The following is a 22337-nucleotide window of genomic DNA, read 5'->3' on the forward strand; positions in this document are numbered from 1 at the left end:
GTATGTTTGTTTTTGGTAGGCATATATTGATTACATTATGCATTGGCCTCATAGGTGCTGTCGTTTTTCAACTACTTCATATACCAATGCCTTGGTTGCTAGGCGCTATTACAGCGGTACTTATCGTGCAATTGTCGACCAATGTACAATTGAGATGGCATTCTTCCTTCCGTAATTTTGGTTTAATCGTAGCAGGGTATTCTATCGGCTTTGCCTTTACTCCAGAAGCGGTGCAGGATATTAAGCTTTTTTTAGGGAGTATTGTCGTTTTAAATGTGATTTTTATATTGTTATTTTTTGGTGTCAGTTATTTAGTAGCCAAACGTACAGATTTGGATTTTGCAACGGCATTGACATGCTGTGTACCTGGTGGCATGGCACAGGTTGTGGCTTTTGCTGAGGAGCAAGGCGATATGGATATGGTGGTCATTACATTCTTTCAAATCCTCCGTGTTCTTTTAATCGTCGGCTTTGTCCCGCTCATGTTGACAGATGTTGGTGGAAACAGCACTATGAGCAACGGAATGTATACATGGGGCCTTGTCGGTATACTAATTGTTTGTGGCTTAGCAGGGTGGATTGCTCAAAAGCTTAAAATTCCAACAGGTTATATGCTCGGCCCCGTATTTTTATTGATGGGTATTAATATGGTGGGGATAGAAGTGCCTAGAATCCCCATATCTCTTCTACATATTGCTCAATTGATGGTTGGAATCCATATCGGGTTATTGTTGAAAAAAGAAGATCTACATTTATCAAAGAGGCATATTTTTTATGCATTTGTATCAGCTGGCATTTATATAGGGGCAGCGTATGGCTTAACATTTTTAATGAAAAGTTTATACAGTCTCGACTTTAGGACAGGCTTTTTAAGTATTGTGCCTGGGGGACTTGATCAAATGGGGATTATTGCGGCTTCTGTACATGCCAATGTGACAATCGTCACAGCTTTTCAACTCTTCCGAATCCTAGTGATTTCAATTTTCCTTGTGCCTGTCGTCAAAATGTTTGTAAAAAAAGTGAAAACATGAAGGATAGTTATCAATTAATCCCTCATGTTTTTTTGCTGGTTATATTTCAATTGATGGATTAAATCTTGCAATGTTTCGGCATTCGCTGTTAGCAGTAATGCTGCGCTATTAATAGCATCCATGCTTAAATGAATTACTATTTTTTACTGGTATATAACTAGATTGCCAGTTTGTATATTTATAAAATAAAACGATTGTTAATTTAGCCCCTTTTCAAAAAATCTGAAAAATGGTATTATATGTTTAACTATAACGAACGGAGGTGAAAAAGAATGAATAAAAACGCTACGGACGCATGTGTAAAAGTGGATACGGCTATGTATTTTGCACGCGTCATTACTTTCGATTTTGCGAACAACGGGATAGGTCTGTCCATTTTTAAGCAAAATCAAATAACAAACGTAGCGAATTAACCATTCTTTTTCACACATTTTAATGAGAAGAAGACTGCTTGTTAATGAGCAGTCTTTTTTGTGTTGTCTAGATGTTTTCGCGCGTTTCATTGGAGGAAAAAACGATGCAAATGAAAGCTGAGCAAATACAAAAAATTATGGGTGGCAATATATTATTTGAGCATTTACAACTGGAAGTAAATAGTGGTGAACATGTTGCGATTGTTGGGGTAAATGGTAGTGGTAAAACAACTTTATTGCAGCTTCTATCGGGTATAGATATGCCAGATCGAGGACGTATCATAAAAAGTAAAGATGCCACGATTGGCTATTTACATCAAATTCCACATTATCCAGGACATTCAGTGAAGGAAGTATTAGAAGAGGCATTTGCTGATATTTATGCATTAAAGGCTAGAATGACGATACTGGAGCAAGAAATGCAGTCAACCGTAACGGATAAAACTTTATGGCAATATGGGCAAGTGCAGGAGCAATTCATGCTACAGGGGGGCTATGAGGTGGAAGCCCAATTAGCGATGATTGCTAATGGCTTAGGTATTATGGAAATGTTGGCGCAACCGTTTAGTAGTTTAAGTGGAGGCGAGAAGACGAAGGTAATGCTAGGGCAAATTTTATTGAGCCAGCCAGCTATTTTATTATTAGATGAACCAACGAATCATCTTGATATGCAGGCGATCGAATGGCTTGAAAATTATGTGCGCAGCTTTGAGGGGATTGTTATTGTCGTATCTCATGACCGACATTTTATGAATCAGATTGCACATAAAATAATTGAAATTGAAGATGGAGAGGCATTTACGTACAGCGGTAATTACGATGCATTTCTTGCGCAGAAAGAGGCAAAGATCGAACAACAATTTTCTGATTATGAAGAGCAACAAAAGAAAATTAAGAAAATGCAAGAAACGATAAAACGCTTAAAACAATGGGCTAATGAAGCAAATCCACCAAATGCTTCTATGCATAGACGAGCAAAAAGTATGGAAAAAGCATTAGCACGTATCGAACGGGTGAAGAAGCCACTCTCAAAAAAGAAAATGAATCTGGCTTTAACGATGGCTGAACGTAGCGGCAAAGAGGTAGTACAATTACAAGACATACACCACGGCTATGATAAGCCTTTATTGATAGACAGTAATCTGGCTATCTATTTTGGAGAAAGACTTGCGATTGTTGGGAGCAACGGTAGTGGTAAATCAACTTTATTAAAAATGATGTTAGGGGAGGTCGTTCCTAACCAAGGTGTTTGCCACGTAGGCAGTAATGTGAAAATTGGCTATCTGTCTCAACAGTTTGAACATAAAAATCCAGCTATCCGATTAATTGATGCCTTTCGAGAAAATGTAGCGGTGTCTGAGGCTGAAGCGCGCCATATTCTCGCACGATTTTTGTTCTATGGCTATGATGTCTTCAAACAAGTGAAGAATTTAAGCGGTGGAGAAAAAATGCGCCTTCGATTAGCTCAATTAATGCATGAGGATATTAATGTGCTCATTTTGGATGAACCAACGAACCATTTAGATATAGAAGCAAGAGAAGTATTGGAGGAAACGCTAGAATCCTTTGAAGGAACTATTATTGGTGTGTCCCATGACCGCTATTTCTTACAAAAAATATTTACAAAAACAGCATGGCTAAAGGATCAAACTATTCATGTGTTTGAAGGAGATTACGAGTGGGCTAGACAAAAGCTACAGGAACTCTCTAAGAAAAAAGAAGTTGTAAATGAACGGGTGCCTAAAATACAACCTGTCAAAAAAGAGCTATCCATTGAACAACAAATTGAAAAATTAGAGGCAAAACTAGAGGAACCTTCACTTGTTGAAGAGCAACGGCAAAAGCTGGAACAGCACATAGAGGAATTATATAAAAAATGGGTGGAAGAGGGAACGGAACATGCTTAATTTAGAACGCATTATGCAGCTAGATATAGATTATGTAAAGAGTTTTAGTGAGATGGAAGTATGTCAAGAAGGAGTTTTATTCTACAATAAGGCAATCCCAACTTATTATGATGCTAATCATGCACATGTTTGGCGAAAGATTGAAAATCCTGCTCAGTTTTTACAAGATATAAAAATGTTCTATCAATCTAAGTCGCTTATCCCGCGGTTGTATTTATATAATCTTGAGGACAATCAAGCATGTATGGAGGCTTTAGAGACGCATGGCTTTCAGTATGAGCAGTTTGTCAATGAAATTCAGTGTTGGAATGGTGAGTTTAGTCAACTCTCACCACATCCAGCCATCCAAATTGAACGAGTAACAGATGTAAATATAGACGAAGCCATGGCAGTGGAAATGAGCATTTCTGCCTTTGGAGATCCTGAATTAATTAAAATGGCCTTTGAGCAAGCTTATTCTTCGCTAAGCTTTACGTACTATTTATTAAAACTAGATGGGGTGCCATGCTGTACGGCTAGTATGTTTGTGTCAGGAAAGCAAGGAAGAATTGAGAGTGTAGCAACCATTGAAAGCTATCGAGGACGTGGTTTAATCGGCTATATGTTGCAGCATATCCAACAACAATCAGTGAATCAAAAGCTCGAGCAGCTATGGATATGGCCAATTAACGATCAAGTTGCTAAAGTCTATGATAGGGCAAATTTTAAATCAATTGGATCCATTGCATCCATTCATGCATTTACAGAAGGAAAAAGTATTCAAAATATACGAGAAAATTCTTAAACTAACATAAATAGCAACCCGCCAACTTCCTGTAAGGTTTAGAAGTTGGCGGGTTTTTTAGAACTGTACTTGCCAATTATAATTACATGACGCTTGGGTCATGGTCTGTTATAACAGCTAATCGGCCATGAGCTCGGTCAAATCAATTTGAATCTCTTTCACAACAGGTCGATTTCTTAAAAGGTCAAAATTTGTTTCACCAGTTGCACGATAGCTCATTACGACATCGAAATCTTCCTCCCTATTAATAGCTACGCCATGGTATATCGGTGCAGGTACTAAACTAGTCAAAGGATATAATTTTGAATGCAAGCTAGTAAAATTCCTGAATAGTATCGACTATTCAGGAATTTTGTTTTATTCTTATAAAAGAGGAATTTTCATGGATTATAAGTTTTTTACTTGAAAAAATACCGTATTCGATTTATTGTCTTTAGAGATACTTGTTTATGGACTTGGAGGATATGGAATGCACGGAATTTATATACGCTATAATGTCTCAAAAGAAACCTCAGCAGCAAAATGGCCCAAAAAAATGGATGCATTTGCGTATGTTCAACGAGGAAAACCACAACAAGACAATGACAACTTGCTGTCACCAGAAGAGCTAAAAAATCATGCGATTCGCTATATTAAAAGCTTAAAAGACAATGCAAGTGAACATCTAGTAGAGCAACGCAACGGCGAAATTGAGCATTTTGATCGCCGTTATATGGAATCCTTAAAATTAAAGGAAAGCATTGATTCACAGCTGATTAATCTTGAAGAAATCCGTTTATTGCTGCAACTAATGAATGTTTTAAATTTATCGCATGCCTTCGGGGAAAATGCTGGAAAGCTCCTACGTCAAATTACACCATATGCAAAAGAGGTAGAGCATCCAACATTCCAAACTACTCGCGTTGAACGTCATTTTTATACAGAATTAATCGAGCAAATAGAAGTCATTTACACACGAATTATGCGTCAGCATAACCCATCAACAACGGAAATGCAGCATTCAGAAAAGCTCTGGACAACAGTCTGTGAGCAAGCAATAGAAAAGGTAGAAACACGAATTGAACGCTTATCTTCTATCAAATTAAAGCATGAAAACAATTTATTAGAGTTTAATCATTTAAAACAACAAAATATCGAGGCAAAGGAACGCCTAGATTTAGCCGTTCATGAATTGGATGAGATTTTAAATGTACTAGAATCTTAAAAAAGCATGTCTACCGATTGGAATTCCAGTCGGTGACATGCTTTTTATGTATGAGCAAGTGGCAGTTCAAGCCGATGAGCCCATTCTTTATTTTTCCTCGGTTTGATCGCGCTTAGCTTGGCGGGAAATCCGTAATAAATCCAGCCCAAGCAATACGATAATGATATAGAACAGTGGGCTAGTAAATGATAAACCAATTTGTGACTGTCCACCGAGCAAAGTCAATACAATCCATAAACCAACTGTATACAGAGTCAAACCAATATAGGCCTTCTTAGACATCTTTTTATATCGACCTTTATCTAAGGCAAGCTGTATGATCACTAGCACGACTAATATAAGAAGAATCATTTTTTTAGTCAAGATCGTTGCAATCGTTGTGTCAGGGAAGAAATCATTAACAAATAATAATGTGAAAAATACTAGAATAAAGAAATTTAAGATCGTCGAGAGCTTCATGCTATATCTCCTTAGTTGCCATAATTCCTTTCTATTGTAACATGGTTCTATTAGATGGGAATGGATTTATGTTATATTAGAGGGAAAATTATAAATAGAGTAAAAATAATACAAGATAACCCTCAATAATTTTGTAGTCTGTGGTGAAAGAGCAAAATAATACTAGAAGCTGAATGAATCTTGCGCTTTCCATTTTATAATCTCCAGGTACTCTTTATGATGAATAGAAGCTTCCTTTCTACCCACTCCATCTATACTTTTATAACATTGCACTTAGTCACTATAAATATGTAAAAATAGGGGAATATTAAAAGTTTGAAAATTTTTGAAACTTTTTCTAAGTGACATCCGTATAGTAGGTAATATGATGAAAAGGGGTGAGCAACTTGACGCTATTTGGCTATTCACTCGAGCAAATCTTTTTGGTGGTTTTGATTTTTTCTGGTCTTGCCACAATACTAGTTATGTTTTTTGGTGATGCAGTTGAAGGTATTGGGGAAGGACTGCCCATTTTTAATCCGAGTGTCATTCTTTCTTTCATTACATTGATGTCTGCAGCAGGATTTATTTTAGAAAAACTAGCCTGGTTCTCTAGCGTTTGGAACATTATTGCTGCATGTATCATCGGCGCTATTTTAAGTACTTTTTTTTATTTATTTGTTCTCGTTCCACTACGGTCAGCAGATGTTTCATTGGCTTATACGGAAGAATCACTAGGTGGACAATTGGGAAAAGTCATTGTACCCATACCTGTAGATGGCTTTGGAGAGGTTGTCATTGAAACCACAAGTGGTATGATTTCGAAGCGGGCAACAGGCTATGATAATGAAGCCATTGACTATGATGAAACCGTACTTGTCGTGGATGTGAAGGATGGTACGCTTTTCGTCAGAACATATGAGAAAAAATTTGTCTAAAGGAGAGATGAGTCTATGTCAATCGAAATTTTAATCGTTTTAGGAATTGTAGCATTTGTATTAATAGCACTAGTAGGTTTATATGTATCAAAATATAAAACAGCAGGTCCTGATGAAGCACTGATTGTGACGGGTAGCTATCTCGGCTCTAAAAATGTACATAAAGATGAGTCGGGGAATCGTATAAAAATTATTCGCGGTGGCGGTACATTCGTATTCCCTATTTTCCAGCAAGCACAGCCATTAAGTTTACTATCTAGCAAACTAGAAGTGACAACGCCTGAAGTGTATACGGAGCAGGGTGTTCCGGTCATGGCTGATGGTACAGCCATTATTAAAATAGGTGGCTCTATCTCTGAAATCGCAACGGCAGCAGAGCAGTTTTTAGGAAAGCAAAAGGCAGAGCGTGAAGGGGAAGCACGTGAAGTGTTAGAAGGTCATTTACGTTCAATTTTAGGCTCCATGACGGTTGAGGAAATCTATAAAAACCGTGATAAATTCTCACAGGAGGTTCAACGTGTTGCTTCTCAGGATTTAGCTAAAATGGGTCTTGTGATTGTATCTTTCACGATCAAGGATGTACGAGATAAAAATGGCTATTTAGATTCACTCGGTAAACCGAGAATCGCTCAAGTAAAACGAGATGCTGATATTGCGACAGCAGATGCGGAAAAAGAAACACGTATTAAACGCGCAGAAGCATCGAAGGAAGCGCAAAAAGCAGAACTAGAGCGTGCGACAGAAATTGCGGAAGCGGAAAAAGAAAATCAATTAAAGGTTGCTGAATTCCGTCGTGAGCAAGATATAGCAAAAGCGCGTGCTGACCAAGCCTATGAGCTCGAAACAGCTCGTGCTAAACAGGAAGTGACGGAGCAAGAAATGCAAATTCGCATTATTGAGCGTCAAAAGCAAATTGAATTAGAAGAAAAAGAGATTTTACGTCGTGAGAAGCAATATGATTCTGAGGTGAAGAAAAAGGCTGACGCTGATCGTTATGCGGTGGAACAAAATGCAGCTGCCGAAAAAATGCGAGAGCTTGCACAAGCAGATGCAGAAAAATACCGTATTGAATCCTTAGCAAAAGCGGAAGCGGAAAAAATCAGAATGGATGGTCTTGCTAAAGCTGATGCAGAACGAGCACAAGGAGAAACAGAGGCAGATATTATACGCCTTCGTGGTCTTGCGGAAGCTGAAGCTAAACGTAAAATTGCCGAAGCCTTTGAATATTATGGTCAAGCAGCTGTACTGGATATGGTTGTACGCATGATGCCGGAATATGCAAAAGAGCTAGCGAGCCCACTTGGTAATATCGATAAGATTACAGTCGTTGATACTGGTGGTGGGGAAGGTAGTGGCGCAAATAAAGTAACGTCCTATGCGACTAATTTAATGTCTACACTACAAGAGACATTGAAAGAAACTTCTGGCATTGATGTGAAAGAACTGATCGAGAGCTATGCTGGTAAGCATACATTGCGTCCAGAATTAGAGCAAATTGCCCTAGGCTTAGAAAAAAAGCAGGCACCTGTTGAGGCTGTCGAAACAAAAGAGACTGTAGAGCAATCCTAATCAACCTAAATTTACTTAAAGAAAAACTGCAGCTCTAATTGTGATAGGCTCCCTATTAGGTAGACAGATCAAAAAATCTGTTTATCTAATAGGGATTTTTTTATGACAAAATGTTCTTTCACTAATGATGCAGTTTGAAATATCAGGAAAAGAACACATTAAGTGAAGCAGGAAAAAATTTCCGATGTATTGGTATCTTGGCAATGAAATCAACAGAACACCTAAAAAATATACTATTGAGAGAAATATTTCATTTTACAATAAGGACGTTAATAAAAAATTTTAATAGCATTCAGGGATGCACCAAAAAAAAATCACTCTCTACCTAATGGAAACTCCATATCCACATATTTATGCAAAAAAGCCCAATCCTTTCAAATTGCGCTAATTTCGTTTTATATTCAATTTTACAAGTGGTCACATTATTTTTTCCTGAGAATACCCGTAATTTCTTTGCCAGTTCGGGATGATTTTCAGCTTTGCCAACTGCTTTTGTTTTGTTTCAGCACTGGTTCTTAAATACCGTCTTGTGGTGTCAATGCTTTTATGTCCTAAAATATCTGCTAAATCCGACAGTGGATTGCCGCAGTCTAAAAAGCTTCGAGCGAAATAGTGCCGCAGATTGTGGGGGAAAACCATTGCTGGATCAATTCCACATTGCTCTGCTACTTCTTTCATTGCACGTGCAATATAGGAACGGCTTATTGGGCTGCCTTTACTGCCCGTAAAAACGATACCGCTTTTCACATTTTTTTCCCTGCAATATAAGGATAAATAACCTTGTAAGTCCTTATGTATTACAATCGTGCGTACAGTTCCTTTATTCTTAATAAGAACCTTTCCGCTGTTGATAGCCTTAACGGTGATAAACTGCAGTTCCCCTATGCGTATTCCTGTGTAGGCAAGCGTCAGCATAATCATCGCGATTTTCGTCTTTTTATTTGTGAAGGCGCTTTCAATTAACTTGTCAAGTTCCTTTTGGGTAAGCTCATGTTGAGCAGTTGTCTGCTCTTGAATTCTGAGAGCCTTTAGCGTGAAATCATCCAGCCCTATAAATTTAAAAAATTTGTTGACCGCCGCAATGCTGCGATTGACGCTTGAAGGTTTCAATCTTATTTCCAATGATTTTTTATACTCAATTAAATATTCTTTTTGCAATTTTCCGTCTTTTTTCTCTAAAAAAGCAAACAGTTTTAAAATATCTTTTTGATAGCTTCTAATACTATTTTTTGCGTATTCATCATATGTTAAATGTTTAATGAATTTAGGTAAAAAGTCCTTTAACGTGTTTAATAGCATAAAAATAATATACTCCTTTTTGACTTTGACACGAGTATATCAGCAAATATTACAATTTACAACACAGTTGCGATAAATATAATTATCGCAACTACTAGCTTTATAATAAACTATAATGAGCATAGTAAACCTTATATTATTTCATTATTCGAAAAAAATCGACAAAAAAATCTCAAAGCTTGCAAAGCACCTTCTTAGAAGGATTTTGTAAGCTTTTTTTGGTTGCGATAATTATATTTATCGCAACTAAAATAAAAAGATTGGTAAGTAAAGATAGGGGTGGGGCTAGGAGGGAGAAGCATTTTAACACATACTTAGACAATCTTTTTATTAACAGAATAAATCACCAAAGTAATATTATTTCAAATTTAAAGTTGTACCTTTAGGAAGTTACTAACAAATTGGAGGTAATGAAAGATGAACTATTTTGAAAGAATAAGCGGTACTGTAAAAGGAATATGCAATAAGTGGACGGTTTCACTACTGTTATTTTTGATAATGTTTTTGTCACTCATGCCGCAGTTTTTGTTGTCGGTAAATGCGGATAGCGCAGCTACACTGTTTGTATCACCTAGTATAGTTTCCAACGACACCGCTCCTAGAGTGGATGGCGCAACATATGCTACGCTGCAGGGGGCGATAAATGCAGCACAGGACAATGATACAATTGCTGTAACAGAAGATATAAATCTATCCTCTGCGATTTCAATTATGAAAGATATTACGCTACTGGCTAGCGGTGGAAATTACAAGGTTACACTGGGTATTAATGCTAATTTTAGGGTTCAGGATGGCTTTGATTTGACTTTGGGAGGGGGCTCGGATACTGAAGTACTTACACTTTCAGGTCCCCAGAGAACAATTATAACCGTTGCAAATGGGAATATTGAAATAAACAACGGAGCAAAGCTTTTAGCGACTGGGCCTCGGAATATGGTACTGGATTTATACGATCCGAAGGCATCTGGAAAAATAACCGGCGGACATTTGGAATCTTCTGGATCAATCGCCATTTCGATGACGAATGGTGCCAGGCTGGAGGAAATCAGTGGCGGAACTATCATTGGTAAAACGCACTCGTTATATATGTATGACGAAGATACAAAAATCAATCTAATATCGGGCGGCACCTTCAGAAATTTAGCTGCTTCTCCAGAGAGGTGGGCGAACGTTCAGGTGGATGGTAAGGCACAAATTGGTGAGATATCCAACGGGGATTTTTTTGCGGAACAAGAGATTGCTGCTCTTCGCCTGCTTCGTGGTGGAACTATTGGAAAAATTAGCGGTGGTCGATTTATTTGTGCCTATACCAAGCTTACTGCAAATTACTATGGAAGAGGCATTGACATTGTAGCATTGGGCGACCCATCAGGTATCGGTGAAATTTCTGGCGGAACTTTTGATGGAGAGATTGGTGTTCTGCTACTAGAAGACGGCGCTTTTATTAACAAGATTAGTGGTGGAACCTTTTTAGGTGGAGAAGCTGGGCTTCAAAATGATATTGGTGGAACTATTGATATCATTAGCAATGCCATTATTACTTCGACAAACGTTGGCCTTCTGAATGTTGGTACGATTAATGAAATCGGCAGTAATACAGAAATCACCGGAGATTCTATTGCCCTTTGGAACTATGCGTCGAATCATCCCAATGCTATTATCAAGCTCATCAGTGGGGGCAAATTTACCAGTGTCAGCGCATCTGGAGAAGCTTTCCTAAATGAAACGACGGTAAACATGATTTCTGGCGGCATTTTCATTGGCGGCTTCCATGCAATCAATTCAACTACTTTAAGTAGCACCTCTCCTGCAAAAATCGACACTATATCGGGAGGCGTTTTCTACGCCCAAACGACAGGCGATCCAAGCTTTGTGACTATAAATCTAGCCAATCCTTTAATTTTGGAACCGTTTTTATTGACTAACAAGGGAAAAGCACGTTTTTGGGGAAACGAAGGCAGTATTTTTAATGATGAAGCCCTAGTAATCTACCCGGCAGATTACCGTATGAGCACTGCTACTGAAACAATAAGCGATATTGTAGGTGTGGGATTTAAATATTTGACAAAGTCACTTTATACAGTAAACTTTAATTCCAACGGTGGTTCTGCAGTGGCAGAACAAACGGACATTCCTCGAAGTAGCCTTATAACCGAGCCAACGCCACCAATCAAAAGTGAGTATACGTTCAGCGGTTGGTATAAAGAAGATACACTAACTAATGCATGGAAATTTGATACAGATACTGTTACCGACAACATTACTTTATATGCAAAATGGACAAGTAAAGGTGGCAGTGGTAACAATAACAGTAACAATAACAGTAACAGTAACAATAACAATAACAATAACAATAACAATAACAATAACAATAACAATAGCAGCAGTGGAGCACCTTCGGCGACATTACTAGTTCAAGGCATAGACAAGCAATCTGGAGAAATTATCTATAGTAAAAGTTCAAGTGTGATAGTCGGCACGACAGAAACGATAAACGCCCTGGCTATTGAGGGTTATCACTTGGATACGGGCAGTAAAAAGACGGAAACGATAACGTTCAAAGCAGGTGAAAACAAGGTTGTATTCTTCTATAGTAAGAACATAGATGCTATCCCCGAGCTTGAAACTGGTGAACATATCAAGTATATTAACGGCTACCCTGACGGCAGCGTAAAGCCAGGAAGCTCAATCACAAGAGCGGAAGCGGCGGCAATATATTTCAGGCTGATAAAAGACGAAAATAAGAATATTGCTGTAAATGGAACATTCAGTGATGTCGGTGGCGACACATGGTATGCACAGTCGGTCAATTACCTTGCAAGTCAAGGCATACTGGTGGGGTATAGGGATGGCACGTTCAAGCCTAGACAGACAATTACAAGAGCGGAATTTGCAGCCATAGCTTCAAGATTTGATAACCTATTAACAAACGAAAACACTTCGTTTAAAGATGTCTCAATCGACCATTGGGCGGCAGCGTATATTGACAGCGCGTATACTAAGGGGTGGATAAATGGCTATCCTGACGGCAGCTTTAGACCGGCAAGTTCAATCACTCGCGCTGAAGTGGTGAAAATTATTAACAACATGTTAAACCGCAAAATCGAACTTAGCGATATCCCATCGGACGCAGTGCAATATAAGGATTTAACTAAAAAACATTGGGCGTATTGCTACATCATAGAAGCGTCTACAGAGCATAGCTACACGCGTAAGGATAACGGCTTTGAGCTGTGGAAATAGTAAAGGAAGTATTTTCTATTATTTTGTATAGGGGAAATTTATCTGGCTAATTATATTCAAAAGTGAACTGCGCTAAATTGTTAGACACATTCTAACAATTAGAAGCGCAGTTTTTTTATGGATAAATATACGGCTAATAAAAAATTAGAAGCTGTTTTACGTTATTTAAATGGCAAAGTAAGTTATAGAGAATCGGGAAAATGTACGACGGCAATTGTCAAACAAACTGTCAAAAGTTATTTGATTTTTAATAACGGTAGCCGAATATAAGCGAAACGAAACAACCAGTCGCCGATTCATTACCAGCAACGATTGAATGATCTTTTTGATCTCTGTCTTATATAGGAGTTAGTCCCGAATCGATTCATCAGGTCGCTTTGTTATTTTTGTTGCTGCCACTCACTTCGGAGCATGCCATATACAACATGATCCACATAATGATCATAAAGCCATTCTGCTGCTCGTAGGGTGCCCTCTTTCATTAAACCAAGGCGCTCTGGGATTGCGCGACTTTTTTCATTGCCAACAGCAGCACGAATTTCCACTTTATGAAGTTGTAATGTTTCAAAGGCATATTGTAATAGAGCTTTTACAGCTTTGGTCATAATGCCATGCCCCTGTGCACCTTCACTAAGCCAGTAGCCAATCGTGCCGATTTTATTAGTGGGATTAATAGTATTAAAGCCAGCGATGCCGACAATTTCATTTTTAAAGAGAATGACGAGAGAAAGGCTATTATTCGCTTCATACCCCTTGATACAGCCTTCTATATAGGCTTTTGTATCTGCTACTTCCTTTGTATAGTCCAGCCATGGTAGCCATTCCTTTAAATACTTTCTTGAAGCATCGGTACATGCAAAAACTGCTTCTGAATCCTCTAGGGTAATTGTACGTAAAGATAAATCATCATTAATGTAAATATCCATCTCATCACCTCATTTCTATTTTAGTGCATCATGCATAAAGCCTTTCATTTCTCGGCTAAGCACTGTCAGCTCTTCGATAATTTCGCTAAAATCTTGTACGAGCTGTGCTTGCTCATTCGTGGCATCATTAATTTGTCCCATATTTTGCTTTAGGTTTTCAAGATTTCTATTAATATTACGTAAGGAGGATTCTATATTTTCGGTAGCACTAGATGTCTCAAAGGACAATTTTCGAACTTCCTGTGCCACAATATTAAAGCCAGCACCATGCTGTCCAGCGCGAGCGGCCTCTATGGATGCATTTAAGCCAAGTAAATTGGTTTGGCGGGAAATGCTTTTAATTAAATCCGTTACGGCATTGGTTTTTTCTGAATCCTCTAGGGCATGCTGTGCCTGCTTATTTATTTCCTCACTAGTCGCCGCTAATTCCTCTGAATGGGAAGCAATTGTATGTACTTTATCCTGTAGGCTATTGACGATATTATCCATAGTACTCATATAATCTTCGAGTTTAAGCTCAGTATCTATTGGTAGGCCAAACGCTAAGGCACCTACTACTAAACCATTTTCGCGAATGGGGAATGAAAAAGCATTGATTGCTACGCCGTAAACATCCTTCGGTATAACCACATCTGCATTTTGTCCGTTAAAGGCAATGTAAACATTTTGGTCATTAGCATTTACTTTTTGTCCATCATGATAGCCTGAATCTACACGTTTACCTGCTAAATACTTGATGACTGTTTCACTGTCCTTTTCAATAACAGCTACAATGGCTTCTTGCTTTAATGCAAGGTGAATATAAGGTGCTGCAAGGGCTAAAGCTTCGATAATTTTCATAAAAATTCCTCCAAGTCTAGTCAATGAAAAATGGTTGTGTCATCTGTATTCATTGTGACAATGGTTCTAGATGATTACCTTTACTGTAGCATAATATTTGCCAAGTCAAAATAGAAAATTCCTTTTTATAAATAGCGTTGGAAAGAGAATTGGATTGTTTTTAAATGTCAATTAAATTTTACTTTTTTTAGTGAAAATGACGATGGATTTGTCCATTTTTTGACGGAGAGGTCGTGTATTTTGCAAAATATTGTATTAAAATAATAGTAGAAATGCTGAAGAGCTGAAGGAGAGAGAGTCATGGAATATATACAAAAGGGCACGAAAGCGTTTCGTAAAGCAAACTGGGCCTTATTTTTGGCAGGCTTTATTACTTTTGCTAACCTCTATATAACACAGCCATTACTGCCGACATTTGCAGATTTGTTTCACGTCTCGCCAGCTGTTGCAAGTTTATCTCTTTCTGTCACTACCTTTGCCTTAGCAGTGAGTTTAATTATTATTAGTTCGTTATCTGAGGCATGGGGAAGAAAATCATTGATGACGATTTCTATTTTTGCAGCCTCTGTATTGACAGTGGCACTTGCGTTTTCACCAAACTTTGAAATAATTTTAGTATTGCGAGTGCTTCAAGGAATCGTTTTTGCAGGTTTACCGGCAATTGCCATGGCTTATTTAGGGGAGGAAATGGAACCAGCAAGCTTAGGGGTTGCCATGGGTCTATACATTAGTGGTAATTCTGTAGGAGGACTTAGTGGACGAGTCATTATTGGGACATTAACGGACCATTATAACTGGCATGTAGGGATGATGGTGCTAGGAGGAATCAGCCTTATTGTCAGTGTGTTGTTTGTCTGGATGCTGCCAAGCTCTAAGCATTTTAGCCCTCGTCCTTTACAATTAAAAGCATTAACTAAAACGCTGTGGCAACATCTGAAGGACCCTTCTATGTTGTGTCTATATGGTATAGGATTTGTTCTGATGGGAAGCTTTATCACACTTTATAACTATATTGGCTTTAAATTAATGGCCCCTCCCTATAATTTGAGCGCGACCATTGTAGGTTGGATATTTGTTATATACCTAGTAGGAACAGTAAGCTCAGCTTGGTTTGGTAGTCTAGCCGATCGTTACGGACGCCAACAAATGCTATTACTAGCCATTGCCATCATGTTGGCAGGAGCCGTTGTAACACTCAATGGGCTCCTTACTTTAAAAATTATAGGCATTACGGTGTTTACCTTTGGTTTTTTTGCTGCTCATTCTATCGCAAGTGGCTGGGTGAGTAAACGGGCAACACATGATAAAGCACAAGCATCATCCCTTTATTTATTTTTTTATTATGTTGGTTCGAGTGTTGGTGGGACAGTAGGTGGTGTTTTTTGGGTGAAATATGGCTGGATAGGTGTGGTCGCCATGATTGCTTTATTTTTACTAATTGCTTGCGTGTTATCTTTCTTATTGAAGGAATTAATTGCTAAGCAACATGCTACCACCACTCTATAGTATTAAATGATGTGAGGTGTTGTTTTGCAGGAATTACTTTTGTACTTTTTTATTATACTAACAGCTTCCATTTTGCAAACAAGTACGGGGTTTGGTTTTTCTATTATGGCCACCCCTTTTTTATTGTTGCTTTTTTCTCCGCAAGAGGCGATGCAAATAAATATCGTACTGTCCCTTGTTATTTCCTGTTCTCTAATTTGGAGGGTGAGGCATGATATTGATACCGTTTTGCTGAAGAGGATTATAATTGGTAGTGTTGTGGGTGCTCCTTTCGGTAGCATTGTATTTGCTTTAGTTGATGCCACGACATTTAAACTTATAATCGCCATCCTTTTAATTGGCCTTACGTTTTTATTGATGAAAAATTTCTCTATTCAACAAACAAGTGGTAGAGATTATGGCGTTGGTTTAATCTCAGGAATGTTTACAACAAGTATTGGTATGGCAGGACCGCCATTGTTGATGTATTTTGCGAGCACGCATCAAAATAAAGAAACCATTAGAGCTATTTCACTAGCCTATTATATTTTTATCTATCTTATTAGTTTACTATCTCAAGTTACTGTTGAGGGCACAAGTACACTAGTGTGGATTTATAGTCTGTATGCCTTGCCTATTGTTTTCATCGGTTTGATTTTGGGACAAATGTTGTATACTAGGCTCAATCAAAAGCTATTTAGATCATTGATTTATCTTCTTTTAGTAGCAGCAGGTCTGATTTTATTCATACAAAGTATTGGGACGATATGATAAAGAAAAAAGAAGAATGGAAGAGAGTATTTATCTTCCGTCCTTCTTTATAGTTAACCCATAATATTGTAGCCAGCGTCGATGTAAATAGTTTCACCAGTGACACCACGTGATAAGTGAGATAGCATAACAATGGTCATATCAGCTACTTCATCTTGTTGAACATTTCGTTTTAAAGGAGCTGTTTCCTCAATTTTGTGTAAAATTGTATTAAAGGAAGGAACACCCTTTGCAGCAAGTGTACGAATAGCACCGGCTGAAATAGCATTGACGCGAATATTGTCTTGACCAATATCAGCAGCAAGATAGCGCATAGAAGCCTCTAATGCAGCCTTTGCTACACCCATCACATTGTAGCCATCAAGCACTCGTTCCGCACCTAAGTAACTCATTGTAACGATCGAGCCACCCTCTGTCATATATGGATGAGCGGCTTTTGCTGTTGAAATTAGAGAGTAGGCACTTGTATCTTGTGCAAATGCGTAGCCTTCACGTGTTGTTTCTAGGAAGCGGTTGTGTAAATCTTCGGCGTGAGCAAAAGCTACTGAATGCACAATACCATGAATAATGCCAACCTTTGAGCCAATTTCATCAAATGCTGCTTTTGTACTTTCATCACTATTAACGTCACATTGAACAACAAGAGAATCAGCTTGACCCATATTGTCTAATTGCTTTTGTAATTTTTTCAATGAGCGTTCTTGACGATAAGTGAAAATAACGTTTGCCCCTACATCAAATAAACGTTTTGCAATGCCCCATGCGATACTACGATCATTCGCTACACCCATGACAACAATATTTTTATCTTTTAATTGTAATAAATTATCCATCATTATAAAGAACTCCTTTGTGAGATAATATCTGTTATTAGTACCAACTACTAAAATCTTATCATACATAAAAAAACGTTGCAATAGAGTAGCCGATTATCGGGCAAAAAAAATTCATCCCTACTATGTGAGAGACGAATGAAATGGCATACTAATTAGCTACATAATCTTCATACATATCTACTGCTTGATAAACAGCACTATTGATAGTGATTCTAAAGCAATTGTGGTTACGTATTGTTTGAGCAAGTATTTTGATGGCTCTTGTTTGGTCTCTATGGAAAGGCGTGTTGTCCGTTTGAAACCCATCATCTAAATATGCGAGAAAATAAGGTTTGTCTTCCTGAGAATTTAATAAATCGGCCGCAGTACTTTTTCCAACCGTCTTATAAACCCATAAATCGATGGCATTTCCTAACTGAAACGCAGCAAAGTATTGTAAATCGTCATTATTACATTGATTTATTTTTTGAATTATTTGAATTTTTTTGAGCTCTTCCAGCAAAAATGTATTGATAGAGTAGTAGATGGCTTTAGAAGGATTGAGAATCAGTTCATCGGTATGCTGAGATTTAAAAAAAAACCAATTATTTAACACGATAGCCCATGAATCGAGTGTATTCAAACATTTCGCATAAACCTGCGGAAAAATTATTTGCCATTTTGCCGCGAGTTTTTTAAATTGATTGATATGCTCTTTATCGATATGGAATAAACTATGCTCTACTTGTAACTGCTCAAACATCATCATTCCTCCAATAGATTGGTCTGTATAGCATATGATTGATAATCTTGTTGCAAAAGTTAGTAGAATATTTCATCCAAATGAAGAAGGCACCCATTGAAGGATGCCTTTTGGGTGTACATACATATTGAAGACTATTCGAATTTTAATGAGTCACCATCAAAAGTTTCATCTGCTACTTTGATAGAGTCAGTTGGACACCCTTCAAAAGCGTCTTGCATATCTTCTAATAGATCTTCTGGCACTTCAGCAGTTCCCATGTTATCATCTAAAATAACGAAGGCAATACCTTCATCATCATAATCATAAATGTCTGGCGCTGCGGCTCCACATGCGCCACAAGCGATGCATGTATCTTTATCAACTATTGTGTATTTAGCCATTTTTTTCTCTCCTTTAACGATGTTCCTACAAAGCTTCATACTCATTTTAAAGATGTTTATCTTACATTTCAACTTAAATACTATTAAATTGGAGGAATTTGCGTCAATGTTTCATCAAATTCTATTGCAAATCTTTCAAAAACTCAATAAAGAACGGACGATTTCGGCTGCTTATCACGTCTTGAAAGGAAAGCGGTCAGGTCAGACTATTCAAGACATTGGCCTTTTTCAGTTGCATCAATATTTTGGTTTATTACCTAAACTACCACGGACTACCTTTGATGAGGCGGTAACGTTATTTATGCAATATAGTTGGCTAAAAGTGCAGGAATCTGGTCACTTTTACATGGAAAAGCTAGGTTTGCAGCGAGCGCAACAAACCCCGACATTTTTCTTTGATGGATGGCATTATCGAGGAAATGAGCATGTGTTTTTTGCACGTCTTTCATTAATTGTGCAAAGTTTGTCGTATCAAACTGCAGCTGTTCGTTCTTTCTCACCCATCAGTAGAGATCCTGATATTCAAAATTGGGTGCGATCCTTTTTGCAGAATCATCATTATCTACAAGGTCATTTACAACAGCAATTATTAGATGAATGCACCAGCGTGCTGAAGAATATTCCAGTTTCAGATGGTAGCAAACAGCTTGTCCTTTATCGATTAAGTGGGTATCGTTTGCCTGGTTGGACATGGCAGCAGCTTGCCGATAAACGGAAGGAGTCTGTGCTAGATAGTCAATTAGCTTTTATTGAAACACTACATAAATTATTAAACGAAGTGCAACAAAACAATGATTATCCATTGCTTAAAGAAGTGGCACAAGGAGTAAGAGTGAAAATATTGCTAACCGATTCCGCACAGCAAACAGCACAATTGTATGAACAGGGATATTCAGTTGAACAAATAGTGCAAATAAGAAAACTGAAGCAAAGTACTATTGAAGACCACTTTGTGGAATTAGCGATGTATGAACCGAACTTTTCCATTGGTCCATTCGTCTCATATGAGGAAGCTGAAAAAGTTTGGCAGGCATCAAAGCATTATCAAACGAAAAAATTGAAAATCTTACATGAGGCTTTAAAGGAATTGAGTTATTTTCAATTAAGGCTTGTCCTTGCGAAAGGAGAAGTATAAATGGAACTGGAAGAACTATTGCATAAACATTTTGGTTATTCATCATTTCGACCAGGGCAAAGGGAAGTCATTGAAGCAATACTTCAAGAGAAAGATGTAATGGCCTTATTGCCAACAGGAATGGGAAAATCACTTTGCTATCAGCTACCAGCTTATATTTTAGAAAAGCCAGTGCTGATTGTATCGCCATTGCTTTCATTAATGCAAGATCAGGTAGAGGAATTGAAACGTTTTGGAGAAAAGAGGGTTGTCGCTTTAAATTCTTTTTTATCCATCACAGAAAAAAGATATGTATTACATTATTTAGAACAATACCGTTTCATTTTTACCTCGCCAGAGATGCTACTTCAGCAGCAGGTTCAAGAGAAACTAGCACAGGTAAAATTAGGTTTAATCGTAGTGGACGAGGCACATTGTATATCGCAATGGGGCTATGATTTCCGACCAGATTATTTACGGATAGGTGAGTGGCTATCGAGGCACAATCGATCTCCATTGCTAGCACTATCCGCCACTGCAACAAGGAAGGTCATGCAAGATATTCGAGAAACATTATCGTTAAAGGACCCATTTGAATTTATGTATAATGTTGATCGGCCCAATATTCAATTAGGACGCATTGTTCTGGAGGATAAGGCGGATAAAGCGAGCTGGCTTATGCGACATGTCAAAGCAACTGCTGGCCCAGGTATACTGTATGTTTCCTCACGCAAACGAGCGCAACAGTATAGTGAGGCATTTTTACAAGTAGGTATTCGTACTGCAGCCTATCATGCAGGCTATGGGGCTGAGGATCGCCAATTTATTCAGCAGCAGTTTATTGATGGTGAATTGGACTGGATAGTGGCAACAAATGCTTTTGGTATGGGGATTAATAAACAAGATATTCGTCAGGTCATTCATGAATCAATGCCTGCTAATATTGCAAATTATATGCAGGAAATTGGTCGAGCAGGTCGAGATGGTGAACCTGCACATGCCATTTTACTCTATTGTGATGGTGATGAAGAGCTGGCGAAGTTCGTTGTGACAGGTGACCTTCCGAGTTCTCAACATGTTGATCGCTATGAGGAGCTTCTTTCTCAGCAAGTACTACCAGCACAGATGTTAAAAAATGGAGAATTAGGAGAGACAGCATTTCGTGTGTTGGACTATTGGATGCAACAAGAAACTAAGGAGCAAGTAAAGGCTCGCCTCAATCAATTAGCCCTAGAAAAATACCGTGCAGTCGATGAAATGTTGAAGATTATACAGACAAAAGACTGTATTCGTGAACATCTTGTCGGGTATTTCGGGCAAAAATTGCAAAAAAAACCGGAAAAGTGTTGTGAAAATTGTGGAATCCATTATGATGAAATCAAGAAAGTACGCTTAACAACAGAGAAAAAAATAGAAATGATTTCGTGGGAACGTCGATTGCAGCTACTATTACTGGGTAATTAGACTAAAACTGACGGTCATTTACTTTTTTCGTAAAATTCGTCATAATAGAGTGACAAAAAGAGTAGTAAGGTTTGGGGGAAAGACAAATGAGTAAAGAAGATTATCGCGATAAAATAGAAGAACATCGTCAATCATTTGAAGATGAACAAAACGAACAGCAAACTTTGTCGAGAGTTTCCAGAATGAATAAAAATGGAGATAAGAAACAAAAGCCTAAAAATCCGAAACGGAAAACACCGTTAATGACGATTCTTTTTGTTATATTTATCCTTATTCCATTAACAATTCTAGTCTATTTTTGGAAGTTTTACGAGCCAGGGAAAACAATAGAGCAAGCTGAGAAAGATTCAGGTGAACAGGTCGTCGAAATGGATTCTTCAGAGGCATCTGCATCTGACAAGGACAAAAATAAAGACAAGGGCGAGCAAGCTGATCAAAAGTCAAACGAACCATCTAAAGAAAATGCTGATAAAGTAGCAGCTGACCAAAAAGCTGCTGAGGCAGCGAAAAAAGCTGAAGAGGCAAAAAAAGCGGAAGAAGCAAGTAAAGCGGAAGAAGCTCGCAAAGCTGAGGAGGCAAGAATAGCTCAGCAACAGGCCGAGGCAGCGAAAAAAGCTGAAGAGGCAAAAAAAGCGGAAGAAGCAAAACAAAATACTAAAGCAAGTACACATACTGTTAAAGCAAATGAGAACTTATTCCGTATTGCATTAAATCATTATGGTGATGGCAGTGAAGCGACTTTAGCTAAAATTCGTGCTGCCAATGGTATGTCTTCAAATACAGTTATGGTTGGGCAAGTAATTAAACTTCCTTAGACAAAAACCATATAATGGTCATATAGTTTAGCTAGTATAAAATAAAGGACAAACGTTCACACCAAAACGTACGTCTGATTTAGTAAAAAGACGATTCTTCATAGGAAACGAATCGTCTTTTTGCTGTCGTAAGGA

The 22337-nt window shown here is 38.0% G+C and carries 21 protein-coding genes; 13 read left to right on the forward strand and 8 right to left on the reverse strand.

Annotation, left to right across the window (positions count from 1 at the left end; genetic code table 11):
* Positions 1-2: 2 nt before the first annotated feature.
* From ACE1MS_RS06540 to ACE1MS_RS06555, 4 genes are all read left to right on the forward strand, one after another.
* Positions 3-1031 carry an AbrB family transcriptional regulator gene (locus ACE1MS_RS06540; RefSeq protein ID WP_422761231.1) on the forward strand — a complete coding sequence of 343 codons (1029 nt, stop codon included), beginning with the start codon at positions 3-5 and terminating at the stop codon, positions 1029-1031.
* 272 nt (positions 1032-1303) lie between these two features.
* On the forward strand, positions 1304-1444 hold the full coding sequence (locus ACE1MS_RS06545; RefSeq protein WP_012293577.1) for an RAxF-45 family protein: 141 nt from the start codon (positions 1304-1306) through the stop codon (positions 1442-1444).
* A 104-nt stretch (positions 1445-1548) separates the two neighbouring features.
* The gene (gene abc-f / locus ACE1MS_RS06550; protein ID WP_281486648.1) at positions 1549-3351 is read left to right on the forward strand and encodes a ribosomal protection-like ABC-F family protein; all 1803 of its coding nucleotides are present in this window, start codon (positions 1549-1551) and stop codon (positions 3349-3351) included.
* On the forward strand, positions 3344-4135 hold the full coding sequence (locus ACE1MS_RS06555; protein ID WP_036165945.1) for a GNAT family N-acetyltransferase: 792 nt from the start codon (positions 3344-3346) through the stop codon (positions 4133-4135). Before abc-f ends, ACE1MS_RS06555 begins: the two co-directional genes overlap by 8 nt.
* Positions 4136-4252: 117 nt before the next feature.
* On the opposite strand, the gene ACE1MS_RS06560 is transcribed toward ACE1MS_RS06555, so the two are convergent.
* Entirely contained in the window at positions 4253-4447 is a 195-nt protein-coding gene (locus ACE1MS_RS06560) for a hypothetical protein (protein WP_036165948.1), read from the reverse strand.
* 157 nt (positions 4448-4604) lie between these two features.
* Between ACE1MS_RS06560 and ACE1MS_RS06565 the strand changes: the two genes are divergently transcribed.
* Complete coding sequence (locus ACE1MS_RS06565; RefSeq protein ID WP_012293581.1) at positions 4605-5339, forward strand: hypothetical protein; 735 nt, start codon at positions 4605-4607, stop codon at positions 5337-5339.
* 87 nt (positions 5340-5426) lie between these two features.
* Here ACE1MS_RS06565 and ACE1MS_RS06570 read toward each other — a convergent pair whose 3' ends face one another.
* Complete coding sequence (locus ACE1MS_RS06570; RefSeq protein WP_012293582.1) at positions 5427-5798, reverse strand: hypothetical protein; 372 nt, start codon at positions 5796-5798, stop codon at positions 5427-5429.
* 386 nt (positions 5799-6184) lie between these two features.
* On the opposite strand from ACE1MS_RS06570, the gene ACE1MS_RS06575 reads away from it, so the two are divergent.
* Both ACE1MS_RS06575 and ACE1MS_RS06580 read left to right on the forward strand, forming a co-directional pair.
* Entirely contained in the window at positions 6185-6715 is a 531-nt protein-coding gene (locus tag ACE1MS_RS06575) for a hypothetical protein (protein WP_036161135.1), read from the forward strand.
* A gap of 15 nt (positions 6716-6730) precedes the next feature.
* A complete protein-coding gene (locus tag ACE1MS_RS06580; RefSeq protein ID WP_012293584.1) occupies positions 6731-8284 on the forward strand; it encodes a flotillin family protein in 1554 nt (517 codons plus the stop codon).
* 417 nt (positions 8285-8701) lie between these two features.
* Here ACE1MS_RS06580 and ACE1MS_RS06585 read toward each other — a convergent pair whose 3' ends face one another.
* A complete protein-coding gene (locus ACE1MS_RS06585; protein WP_036161139.1) occupies positions 8702-9583 on the reverse strand; it encodes a tyrosine-type recombinase/integrase in 882 nt (293 codons plus the stop codon).
* A 417-nt stretch (positions 9584-10000) separates the two neighbouring features.
* Between ACE1MS_RS06585 and ACE1MS_RS06590 the strand changes: the two genes are divergently transcribed.
* Complete coding sequence (locus ACE1MS_RS06590) at positions 10001-12826, forward strand: S-layer homology domain-containing protein (protein ID WP_447402778.1); 2826 nt, start codon at positions 10001-10003, stop codon at positions 12824-12826.
* Between the two features lie 380 nt (positions 12827-13206).
* Here ACE1MS_RS06590 and ACE1MS_RS06595 read toward each other — a convergent pair whose 3' ends face one another.
* Together ACE1MS_RS06595 and ACE1MS_RS06600 are read right to left on the reverse strand one after the other, a co-directional pair.
* The gene (locus tag ACE1MS_RS06595; RefSeq protein ID WP_447402779.1) at positions 13207-13752 is read right to left on the reverse strand and encodes a GNAT family N-acetyltransferase; all 546 of its coding nucleotides are present in this window, start codon (positions 13750-13752) and stop codon (positions 13207-13209) included.
* Positions 13753-13767: 15 nt separating this feature from the next.
* Positions 13768-14592, reverse strand: coding sequence for a methyl-accepting chemotaxis protein (locus ACE1MS_RS06600; protein ID WP_447402780.1), 825 nt, complete (start codon positions 14590-14592; stop codon positions 13768-13770).
* A gap of 300 nt (positions 14593-14892) precedes the next feature.
* On the opposite strand from ACE1MS_RS06600, the gene ACE1MS_RS06605 reads away from it, so the two are divergent.
* Both ACE1MS_RS06605 and ACE1MS_RS06610 read left to right on the forward strand, forming a co-directional pair.
* Positions 14893-16098, forward strand: a complete 1206-nt coding sequence (locus tag ACE1MS_RS06605) for an MFS transporter (RefSeq protein ID WP_197223755.1) — start codon at positions 14893-14895, stop codon at positions 16096-16098.
* Between the two features lie 24 nt (positions 16099-16122).
* A complete protein-coding gene (locus tag ACE1MS_RS06610; RefSeq protein WP_036215311.1) occupies positions 16123-16848 on the forward strand; it encodes a sulfite exporter TauE/SafE family protein in 726 nt (241 codons plus the stop codon).
* A gap of 53 nt (positions 16849-16901) precedes the next feature.
* Here the strand turns inward: ACE1MS_RS06610 and ACE1MS_RS06615 are convergent, their stop codons facing one another.
* The 3 genes from ACE1MS_RS06615 to ACE1MS_RS06625 form a co-directional block, all read right to left on the reverse strand.
* Positions 16902-17684: an enoyl-ACP reductase FabI gene (locus ACE1MS_RS06615; protein WP_012293591.1), complete on the reverse strand. Its 783-nt coding sequence runs from the start codon at positions 17682-17684 to the stop codon at positions 16902-16904.
* Between the two features lie 148 nt (positions 17685-17832).
* On the reverse strand, positions 17833-18426 hold the full coding sequence (locus tag ACE1MS_RS06620; protein ID WP_036161142.1) for a hypothetical protein: 594 nt from the start codon (positions 18424-18426) through the stop codon (positions 17833-17835).
* A 134-nt stretch (positions 18427-18560) separates the two neighbouring features.
* Positions 18561-18809: a ferredoxin gene (locus ACE1MS_RS06625; RefSeq protein WP_004232564.1), complete on the reverse strand. Its 249-nt coding sequence runs from the start codon at positions 18807-18809 to the stop codon at positions 18561-18563.
* Positions 18810-18915: 106 nt separating this feature from the next.
* Between ACE1MS_RS06625 and ACE1MS_RS06630 the strand changes: the two genes are divergently transcribed.
* From ACE1MS_RS06630 to ACE1MS_RS06640, 3 genes are all read left to right on the forward strand, one after another.
* Entirely contained in the window at positions 18916-19944 is a 1029-nt protein-coding gene (locus tag ACE1MS_RS06630; protein ID WP_036165957.1) for a helix-turn-helix domain-containing protein, read from the forward strand.
* Complete coding sequence (locus ACE1MS_RS06635; protein WP_289449253.1) at positions 19945-21387, forward strand: RecQ family ATP-dependent DNA helicase; 1443 nt, start codon at positions 19945-19947, stop codon at positions 21385-21387. It begins immediately after the preceding gene.
* 86 nt (positions 21388-21473) lie between these two features.
* Positions 21474-22202 (forward strand): LysM peptidoglycan-binding domain-containing protein, encoded by a 729-nt coding sequence (locus ACE1MS_RS06640; protein WP_036161149.1) that lies wholly within the window; start codon positions 21474-21476, stop codon positions 22200-22202.
* Positions 22203-22337: the final 135 nt, after the last annotated feature.

It is taken from the genome of Lysinibacillus sp. fkY74-1, assembly GCF_053165895.1.